Genomic DNA, 22131 nt, shown 5'->3' on the forward strand with positions numbered 1-22131 from the left:
AGCCACCATGCACACTATCCACCTGATTGAAGAAGATCCGACCGCGCCCGAGTCCGTTCTGCTGATGGCGGAATTGTCGACCGCGCTGGAAGCCATTACCGGCGACAGCGGCAAGGCCTCGTTCGACCCTGACGACGTGCGCGGCCCGGCCGCCTGCTTCGTCGTGGCGCGCAGCGACAGCGGCGCGGCGCTCGGCTGCGGCGCCTTCCGCCCGCTGGAGCCGGGCGTGGCCGAGATCAAGCGCATGTACGCGCGCCACGGCACCAGCGGCGTCGGCAGCGCCGTGCTGCGCTATCTGGAAGGCGAGGCGCAGGCGCTGGGCTACCAGGCTGTCTGGCTGGAAACGCGGCTGGTCAACCGCCGCGCCATGGATTTCTATGAAGCGCGCGGCTACCAGCGCATCGCCAACTACGGCAAATACATCGGCAACCCGCTGGCCGTGTGCTTCGAAAAACAACTGCCATGACCCGCCACGCCGCCCTTGCCGTACTGCTGATGCTGGCGCTGGGCGCGCCGGCGGCCGGCCCGCTGCGGGACCGTCTCGCCGCCTTGCAGGATGAGATGGACGAAGGCGGCGCCACGGCGCCGTTTGCACTGCCCGCCGGCGTGCGGCTGCTGGCCGACCAGCCTTACGGCGAACATCGCCTGCAGCGCTACGACGTGTATCTGCCACCGCACGCCAGCCAGGCGCCGGTGATCTTCATGGTCCATGGCGGCGCCTGGCGCACCGGCGACAAGGCCAGCGCGCAGGTGGTGCAGAACAAGGTGCGGCGCTGGACCGCGCGCGGCATCATCGTGGTGTCGGTCAACTACCGCCTGTTACCTGGCGCCAGCGTGGCGACGCAAGCGGCCGACGTCGCTGCTGCGCTGGCGGCGGTGCAGGCCGGCGCGGCCGGCTGGGGTGGCGACCGCAGCAAGTTCGTACTGATGGGGCATTCGGCCGGCGCCCACCTGGTGGCGCTGCTGGCGTCGGCGCCGCCGGCGCAGGGCGTCACGCCGTGGCTGGGTGCGGTGGCGCTCGACAGTGCCGCCATGGATGTGCCGGCGCTGATGGCGCAGCGCCATTTCCCGTTCTATGATCGCGTCTTCGGCAGCGATGCCGCTTACTGGCGCAGTGTCTCGCCGGCGGCGCAGCTGAAGCCGGGCGCCTCGCCGCTGCTGGCGGTGTGCTCGTCGCGGCGTCAGGACTCCTGTCCGCAAGCCGAGGCCTACGCCAGCCGCGCCCGCGCGCAAGGGATGCGCGTGCAGGTGCTGGCGCAGCCGCTGAGCCACATGGAGATCAACGCCACGCTGGGCCAGCCCGGCGCCTACACTAATGCTGTGGAAACTTTCCTTGCCGAGTTAGATCCAGCCTTCGCCGCGCGGCCGTGATGTAAGTTTTGTCTTACAAGCCGCCGCGCCCGGCGCTGCTTCCGCGTGCAGCCGGCAACGGGCACAATGCTGCTCATGAAAATCATTGACCAACGCTATCTGGAAAGCGATAACCGCTACTCCACCCAAACTTGCCTGCTGAGCATCCTTGAACTGGATGCTGTGAGCGAAGAAGCAACTGAAAAATTGCAGGAACGCCTGTACGCCGCCTTGCCCGGCCTGGCCCGTTTGCGCGGCCTGGTCGGCAAGCGTGCCGACGCTGTGCCGCCCGTCGTGGAACTGGTGCAGCAAACCGCCCTGGAGTTGCGCCGGCTGGCGCTGAATGAAGTGACGGTCGGGTTTGTCGACGTCGTGCCGCGCATGCAGGGCCGCTACCGCATGGTGCTGCCGTACAGCGCCAAAAGCGCCGCTGCGCCCTCGCTGAAAATGGCCACGCAGCTGGTGAACGCCATGCTGGCTGGCCGTTCCTTCAACGTCAAGGCCGGCCTGGCCCGCTTGCGCGCACTGGCGGACCGCCGTAGCAAGCCGCGCGGCTCGCTGATGCAGACCGCGCGCACCATCCTGATGTCGGTGATTCCCAAGCAACCGCTGGCGATGCTGCTGCCGGCGCCACGCCTGGGCTAATCAGGCTAGTTCGACTTCCATCCCCTCGTAAGCCAGTACCACCTTCAGGTCGCCCAGTACCGGCGCATGGCGCGCCATGACTTCGGCGAATACCGCTTCCAGCTCATCGTCGCTGCGGGTCGGTTCGTGGTGGGTGCAGAACAGCGTCTTGGCGCCGGTGCGCAGCGCCAGCGCGAAGGCCGAGTCGAAGGTGCCGTGCCCCCAGCCCTGCTTGGCAGGGTATTCCTCCCGCGTGTACGAACAATCGACGATCAAGGCATCGACCCCGCGCACGGTGGCGTCGATGGCGGCATTGCGCTCGGCCATCCACGTCTCGTAGGCTGCATGCTCAGGGTGATCGGCCGGGTGAATGTTGTAGTGCGGTTCGTGGTCACCGGTGAAGAACAGCGAGCGGCCGTTGCATTCCACCCGGTAGCCCAGATCCGTCACCGGATGGTTCATCACCACATTGCTGACCGTGGCGTCGCCCACGTTGATTGGCTGGTCCACTTCCAGCGTCTGGTATTCAATGGTCGCGTCCATCTGCGTTTCGCTGACCGGGAAATAACTGTTCTGTAACTGCACGCCCATTACATGCTCGATGCCATTGCCAGTGACCGGATCGGTCACGCCATGTAGCCGGACCCGGCTGTCGCGAATGAACAGCGGCGTAAAGAACGGCAGGCCATGGATATGATCCCAGTGGCTGTGGGTAATGAAAATGTTCGCGTGGATAGGACGGGTTTTTTGCTGGATCAGCGATTGCGCCAGCGAAAACAGGCCGGTGCCGCCGTCCAGAATGATCAGGGTGTCGTCGTCGGTGCGGACTTCAATGCAGGTGGTATTGCCACCATAGCGTGCCGTCCGCGGACCGGGGGAGGGAATCGAACCACGGACTCCCCAAAATGTGAATTTCATACGCAAAATCCCTGGTGTGCTTTTTTGTTCCTGCTATTTGGTGTGTTGCAGCATTGCCTACAGCCGATGATAGCTTTTTTTTTACGCGACAGGGAAAAAGCCGCTGCAATTTCGTCGCGTCGCACCATTTCTCGATGTACAACAGCTTGCACTACAGATACACTTCCACATTGAGCTTGCTCATTGTGCGGTCGCTGTCATCCTTCCTCAGGTATCTAAAAAACAACCATGCAAGAGTTGAATCAATCGCAAATCGCCGAGCGGCTGGACCAGTTGACCGAGCTCAACGTCCAATTAGGCCGCAGCCACGATACCGACTCCTTGCTGGAGCGCATACTGATCGTCGCCAAACGCATGACCAACGCCGATGGCGGTACGCTGTACCGTCCCAGCGACGACAAGCGGCAGCTGAATTTCCACATCCTCATCAACGATACGCTGCAAACCCACCAGGGCGGCTCCAGCGGCCAGCCGGTGACGGCCGGCAGCGTGCCGCTGTACAACGACGATGGCGAGAAAAACCTGTCGGCGGTGGCGGCCTATGCCGCGCACTTCGGCCTGTCGGTCAACATCGAGGATGTGTACAAGGCCGATGTGTTCAACTTCTCCGGCATGGTCAAGTTCGACCAGCTGCGCAACTACCATTCGCAATCCTTCCTGACGGTGCCGATGAGCGACCACGAAGGCGAACTGGTGGGCGTGCTGCAGCTGATCAACTCCAAGGACACCGAAAGCGGCGAGATCCGCGCCTTCACCCAGACCGACCAGCGCTTCATCGAAGCACTGGCGGCGCAGGCGGCGGTGGCGCTGACCCACCAGCGCCTGATCGCGCAATTGGAAGAACTGCTGGAATCGCTGGTTAACCTGATCAACATCGGCATCGACGAAAAATCGCCGTACACCGGCCGCCACTGCCAGTTCGTGCCCGAGCTGACCATGATGCTGGCCGAGGCCGTGCACAACACGGAGACCGGCCCGCTGGCCGATTTCCAGATGAACGACGCCGACCGCAAGGAGCTGTGGCTGGCCGGCCTGCTGCACGACTGCGGCAAGATCACCACGCCGGTGCACGTGGTCGACAAAGCCACCAAGCTGGAAACCATTTTCGACCGCATCGCGCTGGTGGACACACGCTTTGAAGTGCTGCTGCGTGACGCCGAGATCGCCGCCCTCAAGCGTAAGATCGAAGCTGGCAGCGACCATGCCGCCATCGATGCTGAGCTGGCGCAGCAACAGGCTGCGCTGCGCGAAGAACGCGACTTCATCCGCTACGCCAACGTCGGCGGCGAGGGCATGCAGTCGGAAGACCAGGAGCGCGTGCGCCAGATCGGCAAGCGCCGCTGGACCGGTCCGGACGGCGCCGAGCAAGCCTTCCTCAGCGCCGACGAGCTGACCAACCTGACCATCAAGTTCGGCACGCTCACCGAGCCGGAACGCAAGGAAATCAATAACCACATCTCGATGACCATCAAGATGCTGGAGGCGCTGCCATGGCCGAAGCATCTGAAGAACGTGCCCGAATACGCCGGCGGCCACCACGAGCGCATGGACGGCAAGGGCTATCCGCGCGGCCTGACCAAGGACCAGATGTCGGTGCAGGCGCGGGTGATGGCGATTGCCGACATCTTCGAGGCGCTGACCGCCAAGGACCGCCCGTACAAGAAGGGCAAGATGCTGTCGGAGTCGCTGCGCATCCTCGGCCATTTCTCGCTGAACGGCCACATCGACCCGGACCTGTTCGACATCTTCATCCGCAACAAGATTTACCTGGAATTCGCCCACAAGAATATGGACGAAAAACAGATCGACTTCATCGACGAAACGCAGATCCTTGGTTATCGTGCGGATCAAAACGCTTAAAAAGTACGGCCTGCGCTGGGCGCTCGGCCTGCTGCTGACGGCGCTGGCGGTGTTGCAGGTGTCGGGCGCGCTGCGCATCGACGCCGTCGAGCGCATGGACACTTTCTTTGCCGACCTGCGCATGCGGCTGGTCAAGCCGGTGCTGGACCCGCGCATCGTGGTGGTCGACATCGATGAAAAAAGCATCGCCGAAGTCGGCCACTTTCCGTGGAACCGCAAGATCGTCGCCCAACTGGTCACGCAGCTGACCGAGCACTACGGCGTGGCGGCGGCCGGCTTCGACATCGTGTTCGCAGAGGCCGACAACACCTCCGGCTACGACGTGCTGGCACAGCTGGCGCAGCGCGAGCTGAAAGATGTCGGCGGCTTCAGCGCCCGCGTCGCCGGCCTCAAAGAACAGCTGGACTACGACGGTCTGCTGGTCAAGGCGCTGCAAGACCAGCCGGTGGTGCTGGGTTATAACGTGGCCGAGAATCAGCGCAAGGGCAAGCTGCCCAATCCCTTCTTCAACACCGATACGCTGAACGGCCGCGAACTGCCGGCCATCGCCTCCAATGGCTACCTGGCCAACCTCGACCGCTTGCAGGACGCGGCGGCCAGCGGCGGCATCTTCACCGCCTTGCCGGACCCGGACGGCATCCTGCGCCACACGGCGCTGCTGATGCGTATCGGCGACGGTTTCTATCCGACCTTGTCGCTGGCGACGGCAGCGGTGGCCTTGCAGGCGCGCGCCATCACGCCGCTGTGGGAAACCAATGTAGCCGAGATGTCGGCCCGCCAGCGCGCCAACGGCGGCCTTGACACGCTGCTGATGTTCGTCGGCCAGGAAAAAGTGCCGCTGCACATCGCGGTCGGTGAAAACCTGTCCAACCTGATCGAGTTTCGCGGCACCGGCGGACCCAAAGGCGGCGCCTTCCCGTACGTGTCGGCGGCCGACGTGCTGGCTGGCCGCGTCAAGAAAGAGGTGCTGGCCGATCGCATCATCCTGATCGGCACCACCGCGCCCGGCCTGCTGGACTTGCGCGCCACGCCGGTCAGCAGCGCCTATCCCGGCGTGGAGGTGCACGCCAACATGATCAAATCCATCCTTGACGATCGCTTCAAGGTGCGGCCGGATTATGCCGATGGCATCGAGGCGATCCAGGTGCTGGTGGTAGGCGGCGTGCTGGCGCTGGCGCTCGGGGTGCTGGCGCCGCTGCCGTCGATGCTGCTGGCAGCGGCCATGGCGGGCGCGGTGTTCGGCTTCAACTACTGGAGCTACACCGAGATGGACGCGGTGCTGAAGCTGGCGATGACGCTGGTGCTGATCGCCGCCGTGTTCGTGCTGAACGTGGCCTGGGGCTATTTCTTTGAAGTGCGCCGCAATCGCGGGCTGGTGTCGCGCTTCGGCGAATACGTGGCGCCGGAACTGGTGGCGCAGATGGCCGAGAATCCCGCCCAGTACAACATGGACGGCGAAAGCCGCGAGCTGACCGTGATGTTCGTCGACGTGCGCGGCTTTACCACCATCTCGGAAGGGCTGACGCCGAAGCAGCTGCGCGAATACATTAACCTGTACCTGACGGCGATGTCGGAAGACATCCGCAGCGCCCACCAGGGCACGCTGGACAAATACATCGGCGACGCCGTGATGGCGTTCTGGGGCGCGCCGGTGCACTTCAGCGACCACGCGCGCCGCGCAGTCGCCACCTCGCTGCTGATGCAGGCCAGCGCGCGCCGCCTGAACGACGACTTTGTCGCGCGCGGCTGGCCGGAGCTGAAGATCGGCATCGGCCTCAACTCCGGCCTGATGCACGTGGGCGACATGGGTTCCAACATCCGCCGCGCGTACACGGTGATGGGTGACGCCGTCAATCTCGGTTCGCGGCTGGAAGGCATCACCAAGGTGTACGGCGTCGGCATCGCGGTCGGCGAGGCCACGCGCGCAGCGGCGCCGGAATTCTGCTACCGCGAGCTGGACCTGGTGCGGGTCAAGGGCAAGAACGAGCCGGTGGCGATTTTCGAACCGCTGGCGCTGGATGCCGAGGTGGATGACGCTACACGCGCCGAACTGGCCAACTGGCACGCAGCCCTGGCCGCCGTCCGCGCGCAACGCTGGGACGAGGCCGAAGCAACGCTTGCAGCATTGCAGGCATTGTCGCCGCAGCGTGGCCTGTACCAGCTGTACCGCGACCGCATTGCCCACTACCGCGCCCATCCCCCGGGCGAAAGTTGGGACGGTGTTACCACCTATGACACAAAATAATACTTAAAAAGTAACAATCGTCAGAATTTCATGGCTAACCCGGCCAAGGCAGTTTACACTTCAATAAAAAGTTTCCCTAGGGCTATTTTTTTGGCCCACCCCTCATCCTGATAAAAATCAAATGCCATCCGTCATGCGTCACAACATGAAATATAAGATCACGCGCCTGCTTGCAGTGTCCCTTCTTGCTGCCGCAGTGGCGTCGGCGTGGGGCGCGGCGGATGACGGTATCATCCGGTTTGAGATTTCCCGCTTCGACGTCAAGGGCAACACCTTGTTGCCGCAGGCCGAGATCGACGCCGTGCTGGCCGGCTACAGCGGCAAGCAGCGCGACTTCGGCGACGTGCAGCGCGCACTGGAAGCACTGGAAGCGCGTTATCACCAACACGGCTACAACATCGTCACCATCGAACTGCCGGAGCAGGAATTGAACGGCGGCGTGGTCATGCTGCGCGTGGTGGAGACCAAAATCGGCCGCGTGACGGTCAAGAACAACCGCTATTTCGACGAAGCCAACATCCGCCGCAGCCTGCCGGCCTTGCAGCCGGGCCGCACGCCGGACCTGAGTGCGGTGTCAGCCAACCTGAAACAGGGCAACGAGAATCCATCCAAGCAGGTCACGATGAAGCTGCAAGGCGGCGAGCGCGACGATGAGGTGGACGCCGTGCTGGACGTTAAGGACGAGTCGCCATGGAAGGTCATGGCCAATGCCGACAACACCGGCAGCGAGGGCACCGGCAAGACCCACGTCGGCGTGGTGCTGCAAAACGCCAACCTGTTCGGCCGCGACCATGTGGGTTCGCTGCAATACACCACCTCGGCCGAAGAGCCGGGCCGGGTCAAGGTGTATGGCGCCGGCTACCATATTCCGCTGTATGAACTGGGTGACTCGCTGGACTTCTTCGCCAGCTATTCCAACGTCGATTCCGGCACCATCAGCGCCGGCTTGCTCAACCTGGCCGTCAGCGGCAAGGGCGCGGTGTACGGTGCGCGCTACAACCAGGCGCTGGCCAAGCGCGGCGAAGTCGAGTCGCGGCTGTCCTACGGCGTCGACGTCAAAGCGTTCAAGAACAGCGTGCAGTACGACGGCGTTGAGCTGGGCAACAATGTGACGGTGCATCCGGTCAGCGTCAGCTACCAGCTGAATGCGCCTATCCCGCAAGGCGAAGTGGGCGGCCAGTTGACGCTGTTGCGCAATATCTCCGGCGGCTCCAACGGCGACCAGGGCGCCTTCACCGCTGCGCGCCTGAACGCCAAGCCGGACTACACCGTGCTGCGCTTCGCCGGCAGCGTCACGCGCGCGCTGGCCAGCGACTGGCAGCTGCGCGCCATCGTCAACGGCCAGTACACGCGCGACGCGCTAATTCCCGGCGAACAGTTCGGCGCCGGCGGCGCCACCTCGGTGCGCGGCTTTACCGAGCGCGAAATTTCCAATGATACCGGCGTCAGCCTCAACCTGGAGGCCTACACGCCCAACCTGTGCACGCGCACCGGCTGGAACTGCCGCCTGCTGGGTTTCTACGATACCGCCTACGTCAGCCGCAACAAGGCGCAGCCGGGCGACCTCGACACCACCACCATCGCCAGCGCCGGCCTCGGCGCGCGCCTGGTGCTGTCGACGTATGTGAATCTGCAACTGGACTATGGCCACGTGACCAAGGCCGGCCTGACCACCCGCGCCGACGCCAACCGCCTGCACCTGCGCCTGGGCCTGGCTTACTAAAGAAGAAGAGACAAGATGAAACCGACTCCACGTTTTAACTTGCGCCGCAAAGCCCTCGCCATGATGGTGGCGGCTTGTTACGCCAGCGCCCAGGCGGCGCCCGTCAACCCGACCGTGGTGGCGGGGCAGGCGAGCTTCAGTCAGCAGGGCAAGACCTTTACGATTACCAATACGCCGAACGCCATCATCAACTGGCAAGGCTTTTCGATCAGCGCCGACGAGGTCACCCGCTTCATCCAGCAAAGCAGCGACAGCAAGGTGCTGAACCGCGTGACCGGCGTGGACCCGAGCCTGATCCTCGGTTCGCTGCAATCGAACGGCAAGGTGTTCCTGATTAATCCGAACGGCGTGGTGTTCGGCGCCGGCGCGCGCGTGGACGTCAACGGTCTGGTGGCGTCGAGCCTGAATATTTCCAACGCCGATTTCCTGGCGGGTAAAAACAACTTCACGGCCGGCGACGTCGCGGGCAAGGTCAGCAACCAGGGCACGATTACTACGCCGTCCGGTGGCCAGATCTTCCTGATCGCGCCATCGGTGGAAAACAGTGGCGTCATCACCGCGCCGAATGGTGATGTGGTGCTGGCGGCCGGTCACAGCGTGCAGCTGTTCGATTCGAAAGATCCGAATGTGCAGGTGGTGGTGTCGGCGCCGGCCGACCAGGCGCTGAACCTGGGCAGCATCGTGGCGCAGGGCGGCCGCGTGGGCGTGTATGGCGCGCTGGTCAACCAACGCGGCGTGATCAACGCCAACAGCGCGGTGCGCGGCGAGAACGGCAAGATCGTACTCAAGGCCAGCGGCACCACGCTGGTGGAGGCGGGTAGCGTGACCAGCGCTACCGGCAGCGACCAGAACACTGGCGGCGACATTCTGCTGCTGGGCCGGCAAGTCGGCGTGACCGGCAATGCGGTGGTGGACGCCAGCGGCGCGGCCGGCGGCGGCAAGGTTTTGGTCGGCGGCGATTATCAGGGCAAGAACGCGGCGGTGGTCAACGCCGAGTCTACCTTCGTCGGCAAGGACGTGGTGATCAGCGCCGACGCCACGCAGAGCGGCAACGGCGGCACGGTGGTGGTGTGGAGCCAGGATGCGACGCGCATGTTCGGTTCGATCTATGCGCGCGGCGCACAGGGCGGCAATGGCGGCCAGGTGGAAACCTCCGGCGATTACCTGGACGTGGCCGGCGCGCGCGTGAATACCGGCGCGGTCAACGGCAAGACTGGCAGCTGGTTGCTTGATCCGCAGGATATTGAAGTGGTCAGCGGCCTCGGTGGCTTGTTGACCGATGTCACCACCTTTGGCGGTGGCCTGATCAGCGGCCTGACGTCCATCGGCGCCAGCCAGATTACCCAGGCAAGCAGCAATGTGGTGCTACAAGCCAAACGCGACATCACTTTCAGCAGCAGTATTTCGAACGACACCAGTGCCTCGCTGACGGTGCAGGCCGGGAATGACATCAAGGTCAACGCGCCGATCTACATGGGCGGCGGCGTCACGCTGACCGCGAACGACGCGGCCAGCGGCAGCGCCACCGGCATCGGCGGCATCACGCTGGCCAGTGCCGCCAACAACGCATCCATCCTGCGCACCGGCGGCAAGAACGCTACGCTGACCGGCGCCTATATCAACATCGACGGCAAGGTGGATCTGGCGGGCGGTAACCTGGACGCGCGCGCCAACGTTGCCGGCGGCACCATCACGCTAGGCGCCAACAGCAGCGTGGCGACCACTGCCAGTAGCCCGGCGGTGCTGTCCTTCGTGGCCGACAATATCGTCCTGAACGGCGCCAGCGGCACCGTCGGCAGCGGCGCCAGCGATGGCAAGGATGCGGTCTCGTTTGCGGCGTACACGGCCGGCCGCGGCATCACGCTCGGCGGCAGCGATCCCAGCACGCTAAGCCTGAGCGCAGCCGGGTTGGGATCGGTATCGACCGGCACGCTCACTATCGGCAATGGTGCGGCCGGCACGGTGACGGTGGCCGGTCCGGTCGACCTGAGCAGCGGCATCGGCCAGGTGAATCTCTCCGGCGCTTCGATCGCGGTCAATGATGCACTGACGGTGGCGCAGGGCCTGAACCTGAATGCGACGAACGATATCAGCGGCACCGGCGCGATTAGCGCCGATAGCCTGAACGCCAATGGCGCCAGCGTGGCGCTGAGCGGCGCCAACAGCGTCAACGATATTTCCGGCAGTGCGCGGAGCGGCGGCTTCAGCTTCAGCTCCCTGAGCGATATGAATATTGGCGGCAATATCACCGCAGGCAGCGGGATCACCCTCAGCTCCGGCGGCGGTATCCAGCAGGGTCAGTCTTCCACCCTGAGCGCGAATTCGTTGTCGGTGACGGCCGCCGGCGCGGCGCGCCTGAACGGCTCTAATCAGATTGCGGCGCTGAGCGCGACCAGTGTCGGCTCCTTGTCCTTCAATGACAATGCCAGCCAGCTGACGTTGAATGGCATCACGCTGACCGGCACCTACGGCGATGGCACGATTAGCATCCAGTCGCTCGGCGATGTGCTGGTGGCGGGCGCGCTGAATGCGAAGACGCAGAGTGTGACGCTGACAGGCGCCAACATCACTGGCAGTGGCGTGATCACTGCCAGCTCCCTGAGCGCCACTGCTGTCGCCAGCAGCAACGGCAGCGTCAACCTAAGCGGCGCCAACCTGGCCGACCGTGTCACCGGCAGCTCCAGTGGCACTTTCAGTTATAGAGGCGCAGGCGACTACAGCGTGAGCAACATCGACGCTGGCCAGAGCAGTATCGCGCTGTCGGGGACCGGAAATATTTCACAGGCGGTCGATGAGGGCGCACTCAGTGCGCTGTCGCTGAGTGTGAGCACGCCGGGGGCGGTGAGCCTGCTGGGCAACAATCAATTGACTGCGCTCAGCGCCACGGATGTGGGATCGCTTTCGTTCCATAACGGTCAGGCGCTGACTTTGGGGAACGTCTCGCTGAGCAGTGCTTCGACCGGTGCGGTGAATGTGGAGGCCAGGGGCATCACGGTGAACGGCACGTTGAATGGCCGCGCGCAAAAAGTAACGTTGGCGGGTGATTCGGTGGTGGTGAATAAAGCTGGCTCGGCCGGCACCTTCGAGATCGGCGCCGACTCGTTGACGCTGGCGGCGGAACTGGCGTCCGCCTACGCCATCGTGCACCCGTACAGCACCGACTATAAAATGGTGGTTGGCGCCAACAATGGCTGCGGCGGCGATTGTCTGGCGGTGAGCAATCTGTGGCGTCTGTCGGCGCCGAGCGTGACGCTGGGCTCGACCGATGCCACGCTCAACGTGGGCAATATCACGGTGGCTGGCATCATCGGTGGCAATGGCGGCACGCTGGCTACCCGCAACGCCGCGACCACCCGCATTGCGCTGTTCAGCAATGACGGTAACATTACCCAGACTGGCAACATCGCTGTGCAGGATCTGGCGTTGCAGACGTCCGGGAATATCATGCTGACCAGTCCGGGCAATACCGTCACTAATCTGGCGGTGGCGCAGACCGGGAGCGGGCACCTGCAATTCGCCAACACCGGAACGCTGGCGATTGCGCAGCTCGATGATATTGACGGCGTCAGCAGCAACGACGACGTGATGATTTCGGTGACGGGCGGTGGCGTGGTGCGCGGTAGTGGCATGGCGCTGACTGCGGATAGACTGACGTTGAACACCACGGGCGGTGTGGGCGCCAGTGGCAGTCCGCTGGTGACCGAGGTGGCGGAGCTGACGGTGATCAATACGGCCGGCAGCGGCAACACGGCGGGGATTTACATCGCCAACACCAATCACAATACACAGATGATGACGGTGCATGACGTTACCCAGGTTGACGCGGGCGGCGGCAATGGCGGCGCCATCAGCATCGATAATACCGGCGGCATGAAGATCGCCGGCACGGTGCAAACCTCTACCGGCGCGATCACCTTGCAGACGCACAGTCCGCTGGTGATTGACGGTTGGGTGGATTCGCTCAGCGGCGATATTACGTTGGCAGCGGGCACTGGCTATGATGTCAGCAATACGATTACGGTCGGCGGTTCTGGCAAGGTGACGTCGGCCAGCGGGCATGTGGGTATTACTGGGACGGCTTATTCGTCGACGGGCATTGTGTCGGATGTGAACGGGGCGGTGACGGCGACGATTGTGCCTGCACCGACGCCAACACCGACTCCAACACCAACACCAACGCCAACGCCAGTACCAACGCCTGTGCCAACGCCAGTACCAACTCCGGTGCCGACGCCTGTGCCAACGCCTGTACCAACGCCTGTACCAACTCCGGTGCCGACGCCTGTGCCAACGCCTGTACCAACTCCGGTGCCGACGCCAGTACCAACGCCTGTGCCAACTCCGGTGCCGACGCCAGTGCCAACGCCAGTACCGACGCCAGTACCGACGCCTGTGCCAACGCCAGTACCGACGCCTGTGCCGACACCTGTACCGACACCTGTACCGACACCTGTACCAACTCCGGTGCCGACGCCAGTACCGACGCCTGTGCCGACACCTGTACCAACTCCGGTGCCGACGCCTGTGCCGACACCTGTACCAACGCCTGTGCCAACGCCAGTACCCACGCCTGTACCAACTCCGGTGCCGACGCCGGTACCAACGCCTGTGCCGACGCCAGTCCCGACACCGGTACCAACGCCGCCACCGTCGGCCGATATCTGCACCATCGCGCCGAATTCGGCGTTGTGCCAAGTGCTGTCGCCGCCAACGGCTTCTGAGCCTGTCAAGCCAGTCCAGCAAGCCTCCAACCAGGTCATCAAAACCTTGGCGGCCAGCGATAGCGCGCCGGGCAGCAGCTCGTCCGGCGGTTTAAGCTCGGGCGGCACGACCACCTCGTCAACCCCTGACGACAGCAAAAAGACGGACAAAGTAGCAACAACCACCGACAAGACCGGAACGCAAAATGACGCAACTAAAAAACTCTACTGCAATTAAAGCGTGGCTGGCGTTGATGCTATTCTGCGTGGCCGGCGCCGGCTGGGCGGCGCAGGTAGCGGGCACCATCGTGCAGTTAAGCGGACCGCTGATGGCCAAGCGGACCGACGGCGCGGTACGCATCCTGTCGATGAAATCCGAGGTGGAAAGCGGCGACACGCTGGTGACCGAGAAGAACACCTACGCCATGGTCAAGTTCATTGACAACAGCGAGATCACGCTGAAGCCGTCGACGACCTTCAAGGTGGAGAATTTCGCCTACGATGCCGACAAACCGGATGGCGACAACGCTTCCTTCAACCTGGTCAAGGGCGGCCTGCGCTCGGTGACCGGCCTGCTGGGCAAGCGCAACAAGGAAAAGTTCTCGCTGAAGACGCCAAGTGCGACCATCGGCATTCGCGGCACCACTTTCATCGCTGAATGGGTGGAACCGACCGAACAAGCCGTCGCGTTTGCGGCCGCTGAGCGCCAGGCGTGGCTGATGGCCAGTACCGCCGGCCTGGGTGACGCCTATCCGCTGCAACCGCTGATGCTGGCGCAAGCCAACATTCCACAGCCGGGCAGTCAAAACACGCTGGTGCCGGGCCTCTATGTGCAGGTGATCGACGGAATGATCAATTTGACCAATAAGGGCGGCACGCAGAATTTTGCCGCTGGCCAGTTCGGCTACACGGCGACTTTCGTGCAGCCGCCGGTGATCGTGCCGCAGAATCCGGGCCTGAAATTTACGCCGCCGCCGGTGTTCAGCCAGTCGACCGGCCCGACCAGCAGCACCACGCCGCCCAAGTCCAATGCGGTGGATTGCGAAGTCCGCTAAAAAAACCTTGACCTTCCAATCGTGGGATACTTGATGCTGTAGGTATGTAAATACAGCATCGGGTGGCCCATGAATCAGCAAGCGATCAAAATTGACGGTATGAGCTGCGCCTCCTGCGTTGGCAGGGTGGAGCGGGTGCTGGCGGCCGTGCCGGGCGTCGATAAAGTCAGTGTCAATCTCGCAACCGAGATGGCGCGCGTGGAGTCGGCCCAGCCGGTCGATTTTTCCACGCTGGCGCAGGCGATCGACAAGGCGGGCTATCAGGCCTCGCTGCCGCCACCGGAACCGGGCGCTGCACCTGCCGCCGATGCAGCCACCGTTGCGGGCGACGGCGTTGCTCCGGCCGCGCGCGGCTTCCTCGCAGCCTTCACGCCGACCGGCGGCACGGCCGTCCTGTTGGCCGCGCTGCTCTCACTTCCCCTGGTCCTTCCCATGCTGCTGGAACTGGCCGGCATCCACTGGATGCTGGACGGGCGCCTGCAATGGCTGCTGGCCACGCCGGTGCAATTCTGGCTGGGTGCACGCTTTTATCGCGCCGGCTGGCTGGCAGCGCGTGCGCGCAGCGGCAATATGGACTTGCTGGTGGCCCTGGGCACCAGCGCGGCGTACGGCCTGAGCGTGTATCAGCTGCTGTCGGCCGCCGCTATGCCACACCTGTATTTTGAAGCGTCGGCGGTGGTGATTACGCTGGTCTTGCTGGGCAAGTGGCTGGAAGCGCGCGCCAAGCGTCACACGGCGCAGGCGATCCGCGCGCTGCAAACGCTGCGGCCGGAGTCGGCGCGCTTGCGCCGGGGCGGGCAGGATGTGGATGTCGCGATTCATGAAGTGCGGGTGGATGACATCATCGTCGTGCGTCCCGGTGAACGTATCGCCGCCGATGGTGTGGTCAGCGAAGGCGCCAGCCATGTGGACGAGGCGCTGATTACCGGCGAGAGCCTGCCGGTCGCCCGTCATGCCGGCGAGCGCGTGACCGGTGGCGCCATCAACGGCGAAGGCTTGTTGCTGGTGCGTGTGACGGCGGTGGGGGCGGAGAGCACGCTGTCGCGCATCATCCGTCTGGTGGAGGATGCGCAGGCGGCCAAGGCGCCGGTGCAGCATCTGGTGGACCGCGTCAGCGCGGTGTTCGTGCCGGTGGTGCTGGTGCTGGCGCTGCTGACCTTCGCCGGCTGGTGGCTGGTGGGCGGCGATGCCGAGCAGGCCATCATCAATGCGGTGGCGGTGCTGGTGATTGCGTGTCCGTGCGCGCTGGGGCTGGCGACGCCGGCGGCCATCATGGCCGGCACCGGCGTGGCGGCACGCCATGGGATTCTGATCAAGGACGCGGAGGCGCTGGAACTGGCGCACCGCATCACCACGGTGGCCTTCGACAAGACCGGCACGTTGACCGAAGGCCAGCCGTCGCTGGCCGTGCTGGCGCCCGCGCCGGGCGTCGACGAAGCGCACTTGCTGCAATTGGCCGCCGCCGTGCAGCGCGGCAGCGAACACGCGTTAGCCCGTGCAGTCCAACAAGCCGCCGATGTCGCTGAGCGCGTCGCCCCGCCGCTGCTGGCGTCCGACATCAGCGCCTTGCCGGGACGCGGGGTGACGGCCACGGTGGCAGGCGTCCGTCTGCTGCTGGGCAGCACGCGCCTGATGCAGGAGCAGGGCATCTCACTGCAAGCGCTGTCCGTCCGCGCCGAAGAACTGGAGCACACCGGCCACACCATCTCCTGGCTGGCCGATGCCAACACCCGCCAGTTACTCGGCCTGCTGGCCTTCGGCGACCGCATCAAACCGCAAGCCCAAGCCGCCATCGCCGCGCTGCGCGCGATGGGCATCCACACCGTGCTGCTCACCGGCGACAACCAGGGCAGCGCCAACGCCGTCGGCCAGCAGCTCGGCGTGCAGCGCATCGTCGCCAACATGCTGCCGGCCGATAAAGCCAGTACCATCGCCGCCCTCAAACAGGAAGGCGGCACCATCGCCATGGTCGGTGACGGCATCAACGACGCGCCCGCGCTGGCCGCCGCCGATGTCGGCATCGCCATGTCGAGCGGCACCGACGTCGCCATGCACGCTGCCGGCATCACGCTGATGCGCGGCGATCCGGCACTGGTGGCCGCCGCCATCTCCATCTCGCGCCGCAGCTACAGCAAGATCCGCCAGAACCTGTTCTGGGCCTTTATCTATAACCTGATCGGCATCCCGCTGGCCGCCTTCGGCCTGCTCAACCCCATGGTGGCCGGCGGTGCGATGGCACTCAGCTCGGTCAGCGTGATCAGCAACGCGCTGCTGCTGCGCCGCTGGAAACCGGAGCACCGCACATGAATATCGGACAAGCCGCAACCGCCACCGGCGTTTCAGCCAAAATGATCCGCTACTACGAAAGCATTGCCCTGATCCCGGCCGGCAAACGCACTGACGCCGGCTACCGCATCTACGGCGACAACGACCTGCACACGCTGCGCTTCGTCAAGCGCGCGCGCTTGCTGGGCTTCTCGCTGGAGCAGATCCGCGGCCTGCTGTCGCTGTGGCAGAACAAAGGACGCGCCAGCGCCGACGTCAAGACCATCGCGATGGGCCACGTGGCCGAACTCAATCAGCGCATCGCCGAACTGACCGAAATGCGCGACACCTTGCAAACCATGGCCAGCTGCTGCCACGGCGACCAGCGTCCCGATTGCCCCATCCTGCAAAGCCTGGCCGATTGACGGCACCACCGAAGCACGTATAATCCTGACACGTTTTGGTGCTCGCGCTTCTGTTCGGATGCGCAGTTAAACGGGAAACAGGAAGCCGTCACCGGCCCACCTGTGCTGCCCCCGCAACGGTCAACAAGCGTCGTCGCATGACGACACTCCGCCTCGCAATACCACTGTGCTCCTTGCATGGGAAGGTCAGGCGGATTTGCTTGCCAGCCCGGATACCGGCCAAACAGGGGGAAATGCCGCAGGCATTTCTATTCAATCCGCTCACGGGGAGGTGAGTGGCTTGCTTCTGAAAGCTTTCAATGATCTACAAATCGATCGTCGCCTTGGCGACTTTCCTGCCGCTGGCCGTCCATGCGGACACCACGGATGCCGCCGATACGCCGGAGACCACGGTCCAGGTACGCGGCCATTACGATAACGGCGTGGGCACCTCCAACGCCGCCAGCCAAGGGGCGGTGACGGCGGAGTTGATCGCCAATCGTCCCGCATTGCGTCCGGGCGAACTGCTGGAGTTTGTGCCCGGCGTGATCGTCACGCAGCACAGCGGCGACGGCAAGGCCAATCAATACTTCCTGCGCGGCTTTAACCTCGACCACGGCACCGACTTCGCCACCTTCGTCGACGGCATGCCGGTCAACATGCGCACCCACGCGCACGGCCAGGGCTACACCGATCTGAACTTCCTGATCCCGGAACTGGTCGACCGCATCAACTACAAAAAAGGTCCGTACTACGCGGATGAAGGCGACTTCGCGTCGGCCGGCGCGGCGCATCTGACGCTGGCGAACAAGCTGCGGGAAAACACCGCCAGCCTGTCGGTGGGCGAGAACCAGTATTACCGATCGGTGGTCACCGGTTCGACGCCGATGGGCGCCGGCAATCTGGTGTACGGTGCGGAGCTGGGCCACAACAACGGCCCGTGGGTGGAGCCGGAAGCCTTCCACAAAAGCCTGGGCGTGCTGCGTTACGCGCAAGGCGCCAGCGATGACCAGTTCACCGTGACCGGCATGTTCTACAAGGGTGCCTGGCATGCGAGTAACCAGATTCCGCTGCGCGCGGTGCAGAGCGGCGAGATCGATCCGTTTGGCGCGATCGATCCGACCGACGGCGGTGAGACGTCGCGATACAGCCTGTCCGCCACCATGCGCAAGCGCACCAGTGACGCGCTGTTCCAGGCCAATGCCTACGTGGTGCAATCGAGCCTGACGCTGTACAACGACTTCACCTACTTCCTCGACGACCCGGTCAACGGCGACCAGTCGCGCCAGACCGAGAAGCGCCGCATGGCCGGCTTCGACGTCGGCCAGACGTGGTTCAGCCACTGGGGCGGTCTGGATGTCAGCAACAAGGTCGGCTTGCAGGGACGCTACGACTACATCTCGCCGCTGGGCCTCTACAAGACGGCGCATCAGCAAACGCTGGGCGTGATCACCGAGTCGAAAGTGAAGGAAGCCAGCGCCGGCGCCTACGTCGAGAACACTGTGCAGTGGCTGCCGTGGATGCGCACCACGGCCGGCCTGCGCTACGACCGTTACCGCTTTGACGTCGACAGCAACATCGCCGAGAACTCGGGCAAGGTCAGTGCCGGCACCACGTCGCCGAAATTTTCGGTGGTGCTGGGACCCTGGGCCAAGACCGAATTCTTCATCAACTACGGCGAAGGCTTTCACAGCAACGATGCGCGCGGCACCACTGTGCATCTGACGCCGAAGGAGCGTGAGCCGATCGATCCGGTCACGCCGCTGGTGAAGACGCGCGGCGCGGAGATTGGTGCGCGTACCGAATTCCTGCCTGGCCTGCAAAGCTCGATGGCGTTGTGGAAGCTGCGCTCCGAATCGGAGCTGGTGTTTTCCGGCGACGCCGGCGACACCTCGCCGAGCCGTGGAAGCTATCGTTCAGGCATCGAGTGGAATAACCACTACATTGCCAATTCCTGGCTGCTGTTCGATCTGGATATGGTGTATTCGCGCAGCCACTACACCGAGCATGATCCGGTGGGCGATTACATTCCCGGCGCGATCGGCAAGGTGGCTTCGTTCGGCGCCACCGTCATGGATATGGGGCCGTGGTCGGGCGCTTTCCAGATGCGGTACTTCGGACCGCGTCCGCTGATTGAGGATAACAGCCAGCGCTCGGCCAGCACGGCGATCGCGTATGCGCGTGTGGGCTATAAATTCAACCGCCGCTGGACGGTGCAGCTGGACGCCTTCAACCTGTTCGACCGCAAGGCCAGCGATGTGGATTACTACTACGCTTCACGCCTGCCGGGCGAGCCGGCGGAAGGCGTGGACGACATCCACTACCATCCGGCCGAACGCCGCACCTTCCGCCTGACGGTCAAGACCACGTTCTGAATCGGGCTACGCCATGGTGGCGCCGGTGCTACCATGGCTGCATGACGACTCCATACCAACTTTATTATTGGGACGGTCTCCAGGGCCGCGGTGAATTTGTGCGGCTGGCGCTGGAGGAAGCCGGCGTGCCGTATGTCGACGTGGCGCGCAAGAAGGGCGGCATGTCCGCGCTGACGGCCAGCCTGGATGGCGAACAGGTGGCGCATCCATCGTTTGCGCCGCCGGTGCTGCGGGTGGGCGAACTGCTGATCGGGCAGACTGCGAATATCCTGATGTTTTTAGGCACGAAGCATGGGCTGGCGCCGCGTTCGCAGGACGGACGCTTGTGGGCCAATCAGCTACAGCTGACCATCGCCGACATCGTCGCTGAGGCGCACGATACGCATCATCCGATTTCTTCCAGCGCGTACTACGAGGAGCAGAAGAAGGAAGCCAAGGCGCGCGCCAGGGATTTTCGCGAGAAGCGCATACCGAAGTTCCTCGATTATTTTGAAGGCGTCATCGAGCGCAATCCGGGACGTGGCGGTTACGCGATTGGATCGCGGCTGTCGTATGTGGATTTGTCGCTGTTCCAGCTGCTGGACGGGCTGGCGTATGCCTTCCCCAACACGATGGCGAAACTGGCGCCATCGTATCCCGGCCTGTTTGCCCTGCACGCCAAAGTAGCGCAGCGCCCCAATGTTGCCGCCTACCTCAACTCGAAGCGCCGGATTCCGAATAACGAGACCGACATCTTCCGCCACTATCCGGAGCTGGACAAATAATTACGCTGCGCTGGTGACCGGGTAGCCGGCGTCGGCGATGGCGGATTTCAGCGGGGCGAGCGGGGTGGCGCTGTCGATCTTGACGGATTTGGTGGCCAGGTCGATCTCGACTTTGGCGCCGGCGTCGATGGTTTGCACGGCCTTGGTGACGGCCCCCACGCAGTGGCCGCAGCTCATGTTTTCTACTTGCAGCTGGTACATCGCATACTCCTTAAACAGTTTCATTACCTGTACTTTAATCCTTCCTGCCATGGGAAGGTCAAGCGTTCATTTGGGAGGGTTGGTATGGCAACTTTGGAGCGGGCGGGGCTGGAGCCGGTGGCGTAGGGGAGGGGCGAAGCGTCTCATGACTGAGGCGGTGTTGAGATAGCGCATCGGGTGGCGCACCGGAACGCGCTAGCCTCCTTGAATGACTAGCGAAGTTCATGCTGAAACGGGTAAAAGTGTTGTCGTGCCATATCCAAAAAAGCATTTGGCAGTTGGGGCGATGCGCGCTATCTTAAGACAGGCGGATTTGAAGGGGAGGGGATGGCGCATGGCGAACCTATCCCCGCCGCCACGACCATCGATCATTGGCGCAACGATGCGCAATTCCATGGCGGCTTCTGGATGCTGGTGGAGATTAATCCTGCGGCGGGTCGTCCAGGCGGGCCAGGTCGAGGCTGACCAGGGCCCAGATGCCGCCGGCGTAGTCGGGTTCCTGCGACAGCGTTTCCACTTCCGACGGCCGAATTTCGAAGGCCTTGCCTTGCTCGACCAACTGGCCGACGTGGCCGTAGATGGCCTTGGTGGCGTTGCTCATGGCGGTGCCCACCGTGTCGCCCGTAGTCACGCAGCCGGGAATGTCCGGCACCGTCACGCCATATTTTTTGGCGCCGATGGTTTTCTGGATCAGGATAGGGATGTCCATGATGTCTGACCTCTGCTGTGGCGCGAAATCCGGGCAAAATCAATAACTTGGATTCTTAGTGTCATACAGGATGCCGACGGTTTCAAGCACTTTTTCAGACGCGCCTTTACCCCGCTATTCGTGGTTTTTGAGCGATTGACATCGCCTGTTGCCTCAGATAACATTCATGCCATGCATTAAAGAATTTAAAAGTGCATAACAGAAACACTCTTTCGCCAAGGTCCCACACCCCCGTACCTGGTTAAGCTTCGCCGCTTTTCAACCATTTACCTACAGGGACCATCATGAAATACGCCAAACTCGCCGCACTCGCCGTTGCACTCGCCTACGGTAGCGCAGACGCCGCTGTCATCACTTTCCAAACCGGTACGTCGAATGCCGCTGCGCAAACCACCGCCAACGCCTACCGCGATATCGTCGACGCCGCTGTTGCCAATTCGTCGCATTCAACCGTACTGAGCAACTACGATATCGTCTCCAACCAGTCGCTGTTCGGCGCCGGCGCCACCAATATCGCCTTCAAGTCGACCATTAACTTCGGCCTGAGCGCGGCTGGCACCTATTCGTTCCGTGCCGGCGTCGACTTCGGCAACGGCGGCGCCGTGTTCCTGGACGGCCAGGCTGTCGATCTGAAGACCGGCGACCTGTGGTGGGCGCATGACTATAACAACACCAATTCGGTGCTTAGCGTCAGCAACAAGGCGCTGACGGCCGGCAACCACACGCTGACGATCTACGGCCTGGAAGGCTGCTGCGATGGCGGCCAGCAGGTGCAGTACTCGGCCAACGGCGCCGCGTTCCAGAGCTTCGGCGCCAGCACCCTGCAGATGGCCGCTGTGCCTGAGCCGGAAACCTATGCCATGATGCTGGGCGGCCTGGGCGTGGTCGGCGCCATCGCCCGCCGCCGCCGCGAGAAAAAGCAGGCGTAAAAAAACTCA

17 protein-coding genes and 1 riboswitch are annotated in these 22131 nt (G+C 63.5%); of the genes, 13 read left to right on the forward strand and 4 right to left on the reverse strand.

The annotated features are described in order from the left end of the window. The first annotated feature begins 7 nt into the window (after positions 1-7). The 3 genes from GTP69_RS03115 (at position 8) to GTP69_RS03125 (ending at position 1995) form a co-directional block, all read left to right on the forward strand. Positions 8-466 carry a GNAT family N-acetyltransferase gene (locus tag GTP69_RS03115; protein WP_161053522.1) on the forward strand — a complete coding sequence of 153 codons (459 nt, stop codon included), beginning with the start codon at positions 8-10 and terminating at the stop codon, positions 464-466. Continuing rightward, on the forward strand, positions 463-1371 hold the full coding sequence (locus tag GTP69_RS03120; RefSeq protein WP_161053523.1) for an alpha/beta hydrolase: 909 nt from the start codon (positions 463-465) through the stop codon (positions 1369-1371). Before GTP69_RS03115 ends, GTP69_RS03120 begins: the two co-directional genes overlap by 4 nt. Before the next feature lie 75 nt (positions 1372-1446). Next, entirely contained in the window at positions 1447-1995 is a 549-nt protein-coding gene (locus GTP69_RS03125; RefSeq protein ID WP_161053524.1) for a cyanophycin synthetase family protein, read from the forward strand. Here GTP69_RS03125 and GTP69_RS03130 read toward each other — a convergent pair whose 3' ends face one another. Then, positions 1996-2892 (reverse strand): MBL fold metallo-hydrolase, encoded by an 897-nt coding sequence (locus GTP69_RS03130; RefSeq protein WP_161053525.1) that lies wholly within the window; start codon positions 2890-2892, stop codon positions 1996-1998. A gap of 228 nt (positions 2893-3120) precedes the next feature. Here GTP69_RS03130 and GTP69_RS03135 point away from each other — a divergent pair, with 228 nt between their 5' ends. From GTP69_RS03135 to GTP69_RS03180, 9 genes are all read left to right on the forward strand, one after another. Further along, positions 3121-4752, forward strand: a complete 1632-nt coding sequence (locus GTP69_RS03135; protein ID WP_161053526.1) for an HD family phosphohydrolase — start codon at positions 3121-3123, stop codon at positions 4750-4752. Continuing rightward, the gene (locus GTP69_RS03140; protein ID WP_371867783.1) at positions 4733-6997 is read left to right on the forward strand and encodes a CHASE2 domain-containing protein; all 2265 of its coding nucleotides are present in this window, start codon (positions 4733-4735) and stop codon (positions 6995-6997) included. The genes GTP69_RS03135 and GTP69_RS03140 overlap by 20 nt, the downstream gene beginning before the upstream one ends. Positions 6998-7142: 145 nt before the next feature. Further along, on the forward strand, positions 7143-8720 hold the full coding sequence (locus tag GTP69_RS03145; protein ID WP_161053528.1) for a ShlB/FhaC/HecB family hemolysin secretion/activation protein: 1578 nt from the start codon (positions 7143-7145) through the stop codon (positions 8718-8720). Positions 8721-8735: 15 nt separating this feature from the next. Then, the gene (locus tag GTP69_RS31245) at positions 8736-13658 is read left to right on the forward strand and encodes a beta strand repeat-containing protein (protein ID WP_229260798.1); all 4923 of its coding nucleotides are present in this window, start codon (positions 8736-8738) and stop codon (positions 13656-13658) included. Further along, positions 13627-14475, forward strand: coding sequence for a FecR family protein (locus tag GTP69_RS03160; protein ID WP_161053529.1), 849 nt, complete (start codon positions 13627-13629; stop codon positions 14473-14475). The genes GTP69_RS31245 and GTP69_RS03160 overlap by 32 nt, the downstream gene beginning before the upstream one ends. A 69-nt stretch (positions 14476-14544) precedes the next feature. Further along, a complete protein-coding gene (locus GTP69_RS03165) occupies positions 14545-16782 on the forward strand; it encodes a heavy metal translocating P-type ATPase (RefSeq protein ID WP_229260799.1) in 2238 nt (745 codons plus the stop codon). Next, positions 16779-17165 (forward strand): Cu(I)-responsive transcriptional regulator, encoded by a 387-nt coding sequence (cueR, locus tag GTP69_RS03170; RefSeq protein WP_161053530.1) that lies wholly within the window; start codon positions 16779-16781, stop codon positions 17163-17165. Before GTP69_RS03165 ends, cueR begins: the two co-directional genes overlap by 4 nt. A 19-nt stretch (positions 17166-17184) precedes the next feature. Continuing rightward, positions 17185-17403: riboswitch (cobalamin riboswitch) on the forward strand. Positions 17404-17464: 61 nt separating this feature from the next. Next, positions 17465-19519: a TonB-dependent receptor gene (locus GTP69_RS03175; protein WP_161053531.1), complete on the forward strand. Its 2055-nt coding sequence runs from the start codon at positions 17465-17467 to the stop codon at positions 19517-19519. A gap of 41 nt (positions 19520-19560) precedes the next feature. Beyond that, a complete protein-coding gene (locus GTP69_RS03180) occupies positions 19561-20283 on the forward strand; it encodes a glutathione S-transferase (protein WP_161053532.1) in 723 nt (240 codons plus the stop codon). Here the strand turns inward: GTP69_RS03180 and GTP69_RS03185 are convergent, their stop codons facing one another. The 3 genes from GTP69_RS03185 to GTP69_RS03195 all read right to left on the reverse strand — a co-directional run bounded on the left by GTP69_RS03185 (position 20284) and on the right by GTP69_RS03195 (position 21193). Next, on the reverse strand, positions 20284-20484 hold the full coding sequence (locus tag GTP69_RS03185) for a heavy-metal-associated domain-containing protein (RefSeq protein WP_161053859.1): 201 nt from the start codon (positions 20482-20484) through the stop codon (positions 20284-20286). Between the two features lie 222 nt (positions 20485-20706). Continuing rightward, positions 20707-20880: a hypothetical protein gene (locus GTP69_RS03190; protein WP_161053533.1), complete on the reverse strand. Its 174-nt coding sequence runs from the start codon at positions 20878-20880 to the stop codon at positions 20707-20709. Between the two features lie 25 nt (positions 20881-20905). Beyond that, the gene (locus GTP69_RS03195; RefSeq protein ID WP_110844507.1) at positions 20906-21193 is read right to left on the reverse strand and encodes a type II toxin-antitoxin system HicB family antitoxin; all 288 of its coding nucleotides are present in this window, start codon (positions 21191-21193) and stop codon (positions 20906-20908) included. 284 nt (positions 21194-21477) lie between these two features. On the opposite strand from GTP69_RS03195, the gene GTP69_RS03200 reads away from it, so the two are divergent. Continuing rightward, positions 21478-22122 (forward strand): CCXG family PEP-CTERM protein, encoded by a 645-nt coding sequence (locus GTP69_RS03200; RefSeq protein ID WP_161053534.1) that lies wholly within the window; start codon positions 21478-21480, stop codon positions 22120-22122. The last annotated feature ends 9 nt before the right edge of the window (positions 22123-22131 follow it).

This window comes from Duganella levis, assembly GCF_009857605.1.
Taxonomy (GTDB): Bacteria; Pseudomonadota; Gammaproteobacteria; order Burkholderiales; family Burkholderiaceae_D; genus Rugamonas; species Rugamonas levis.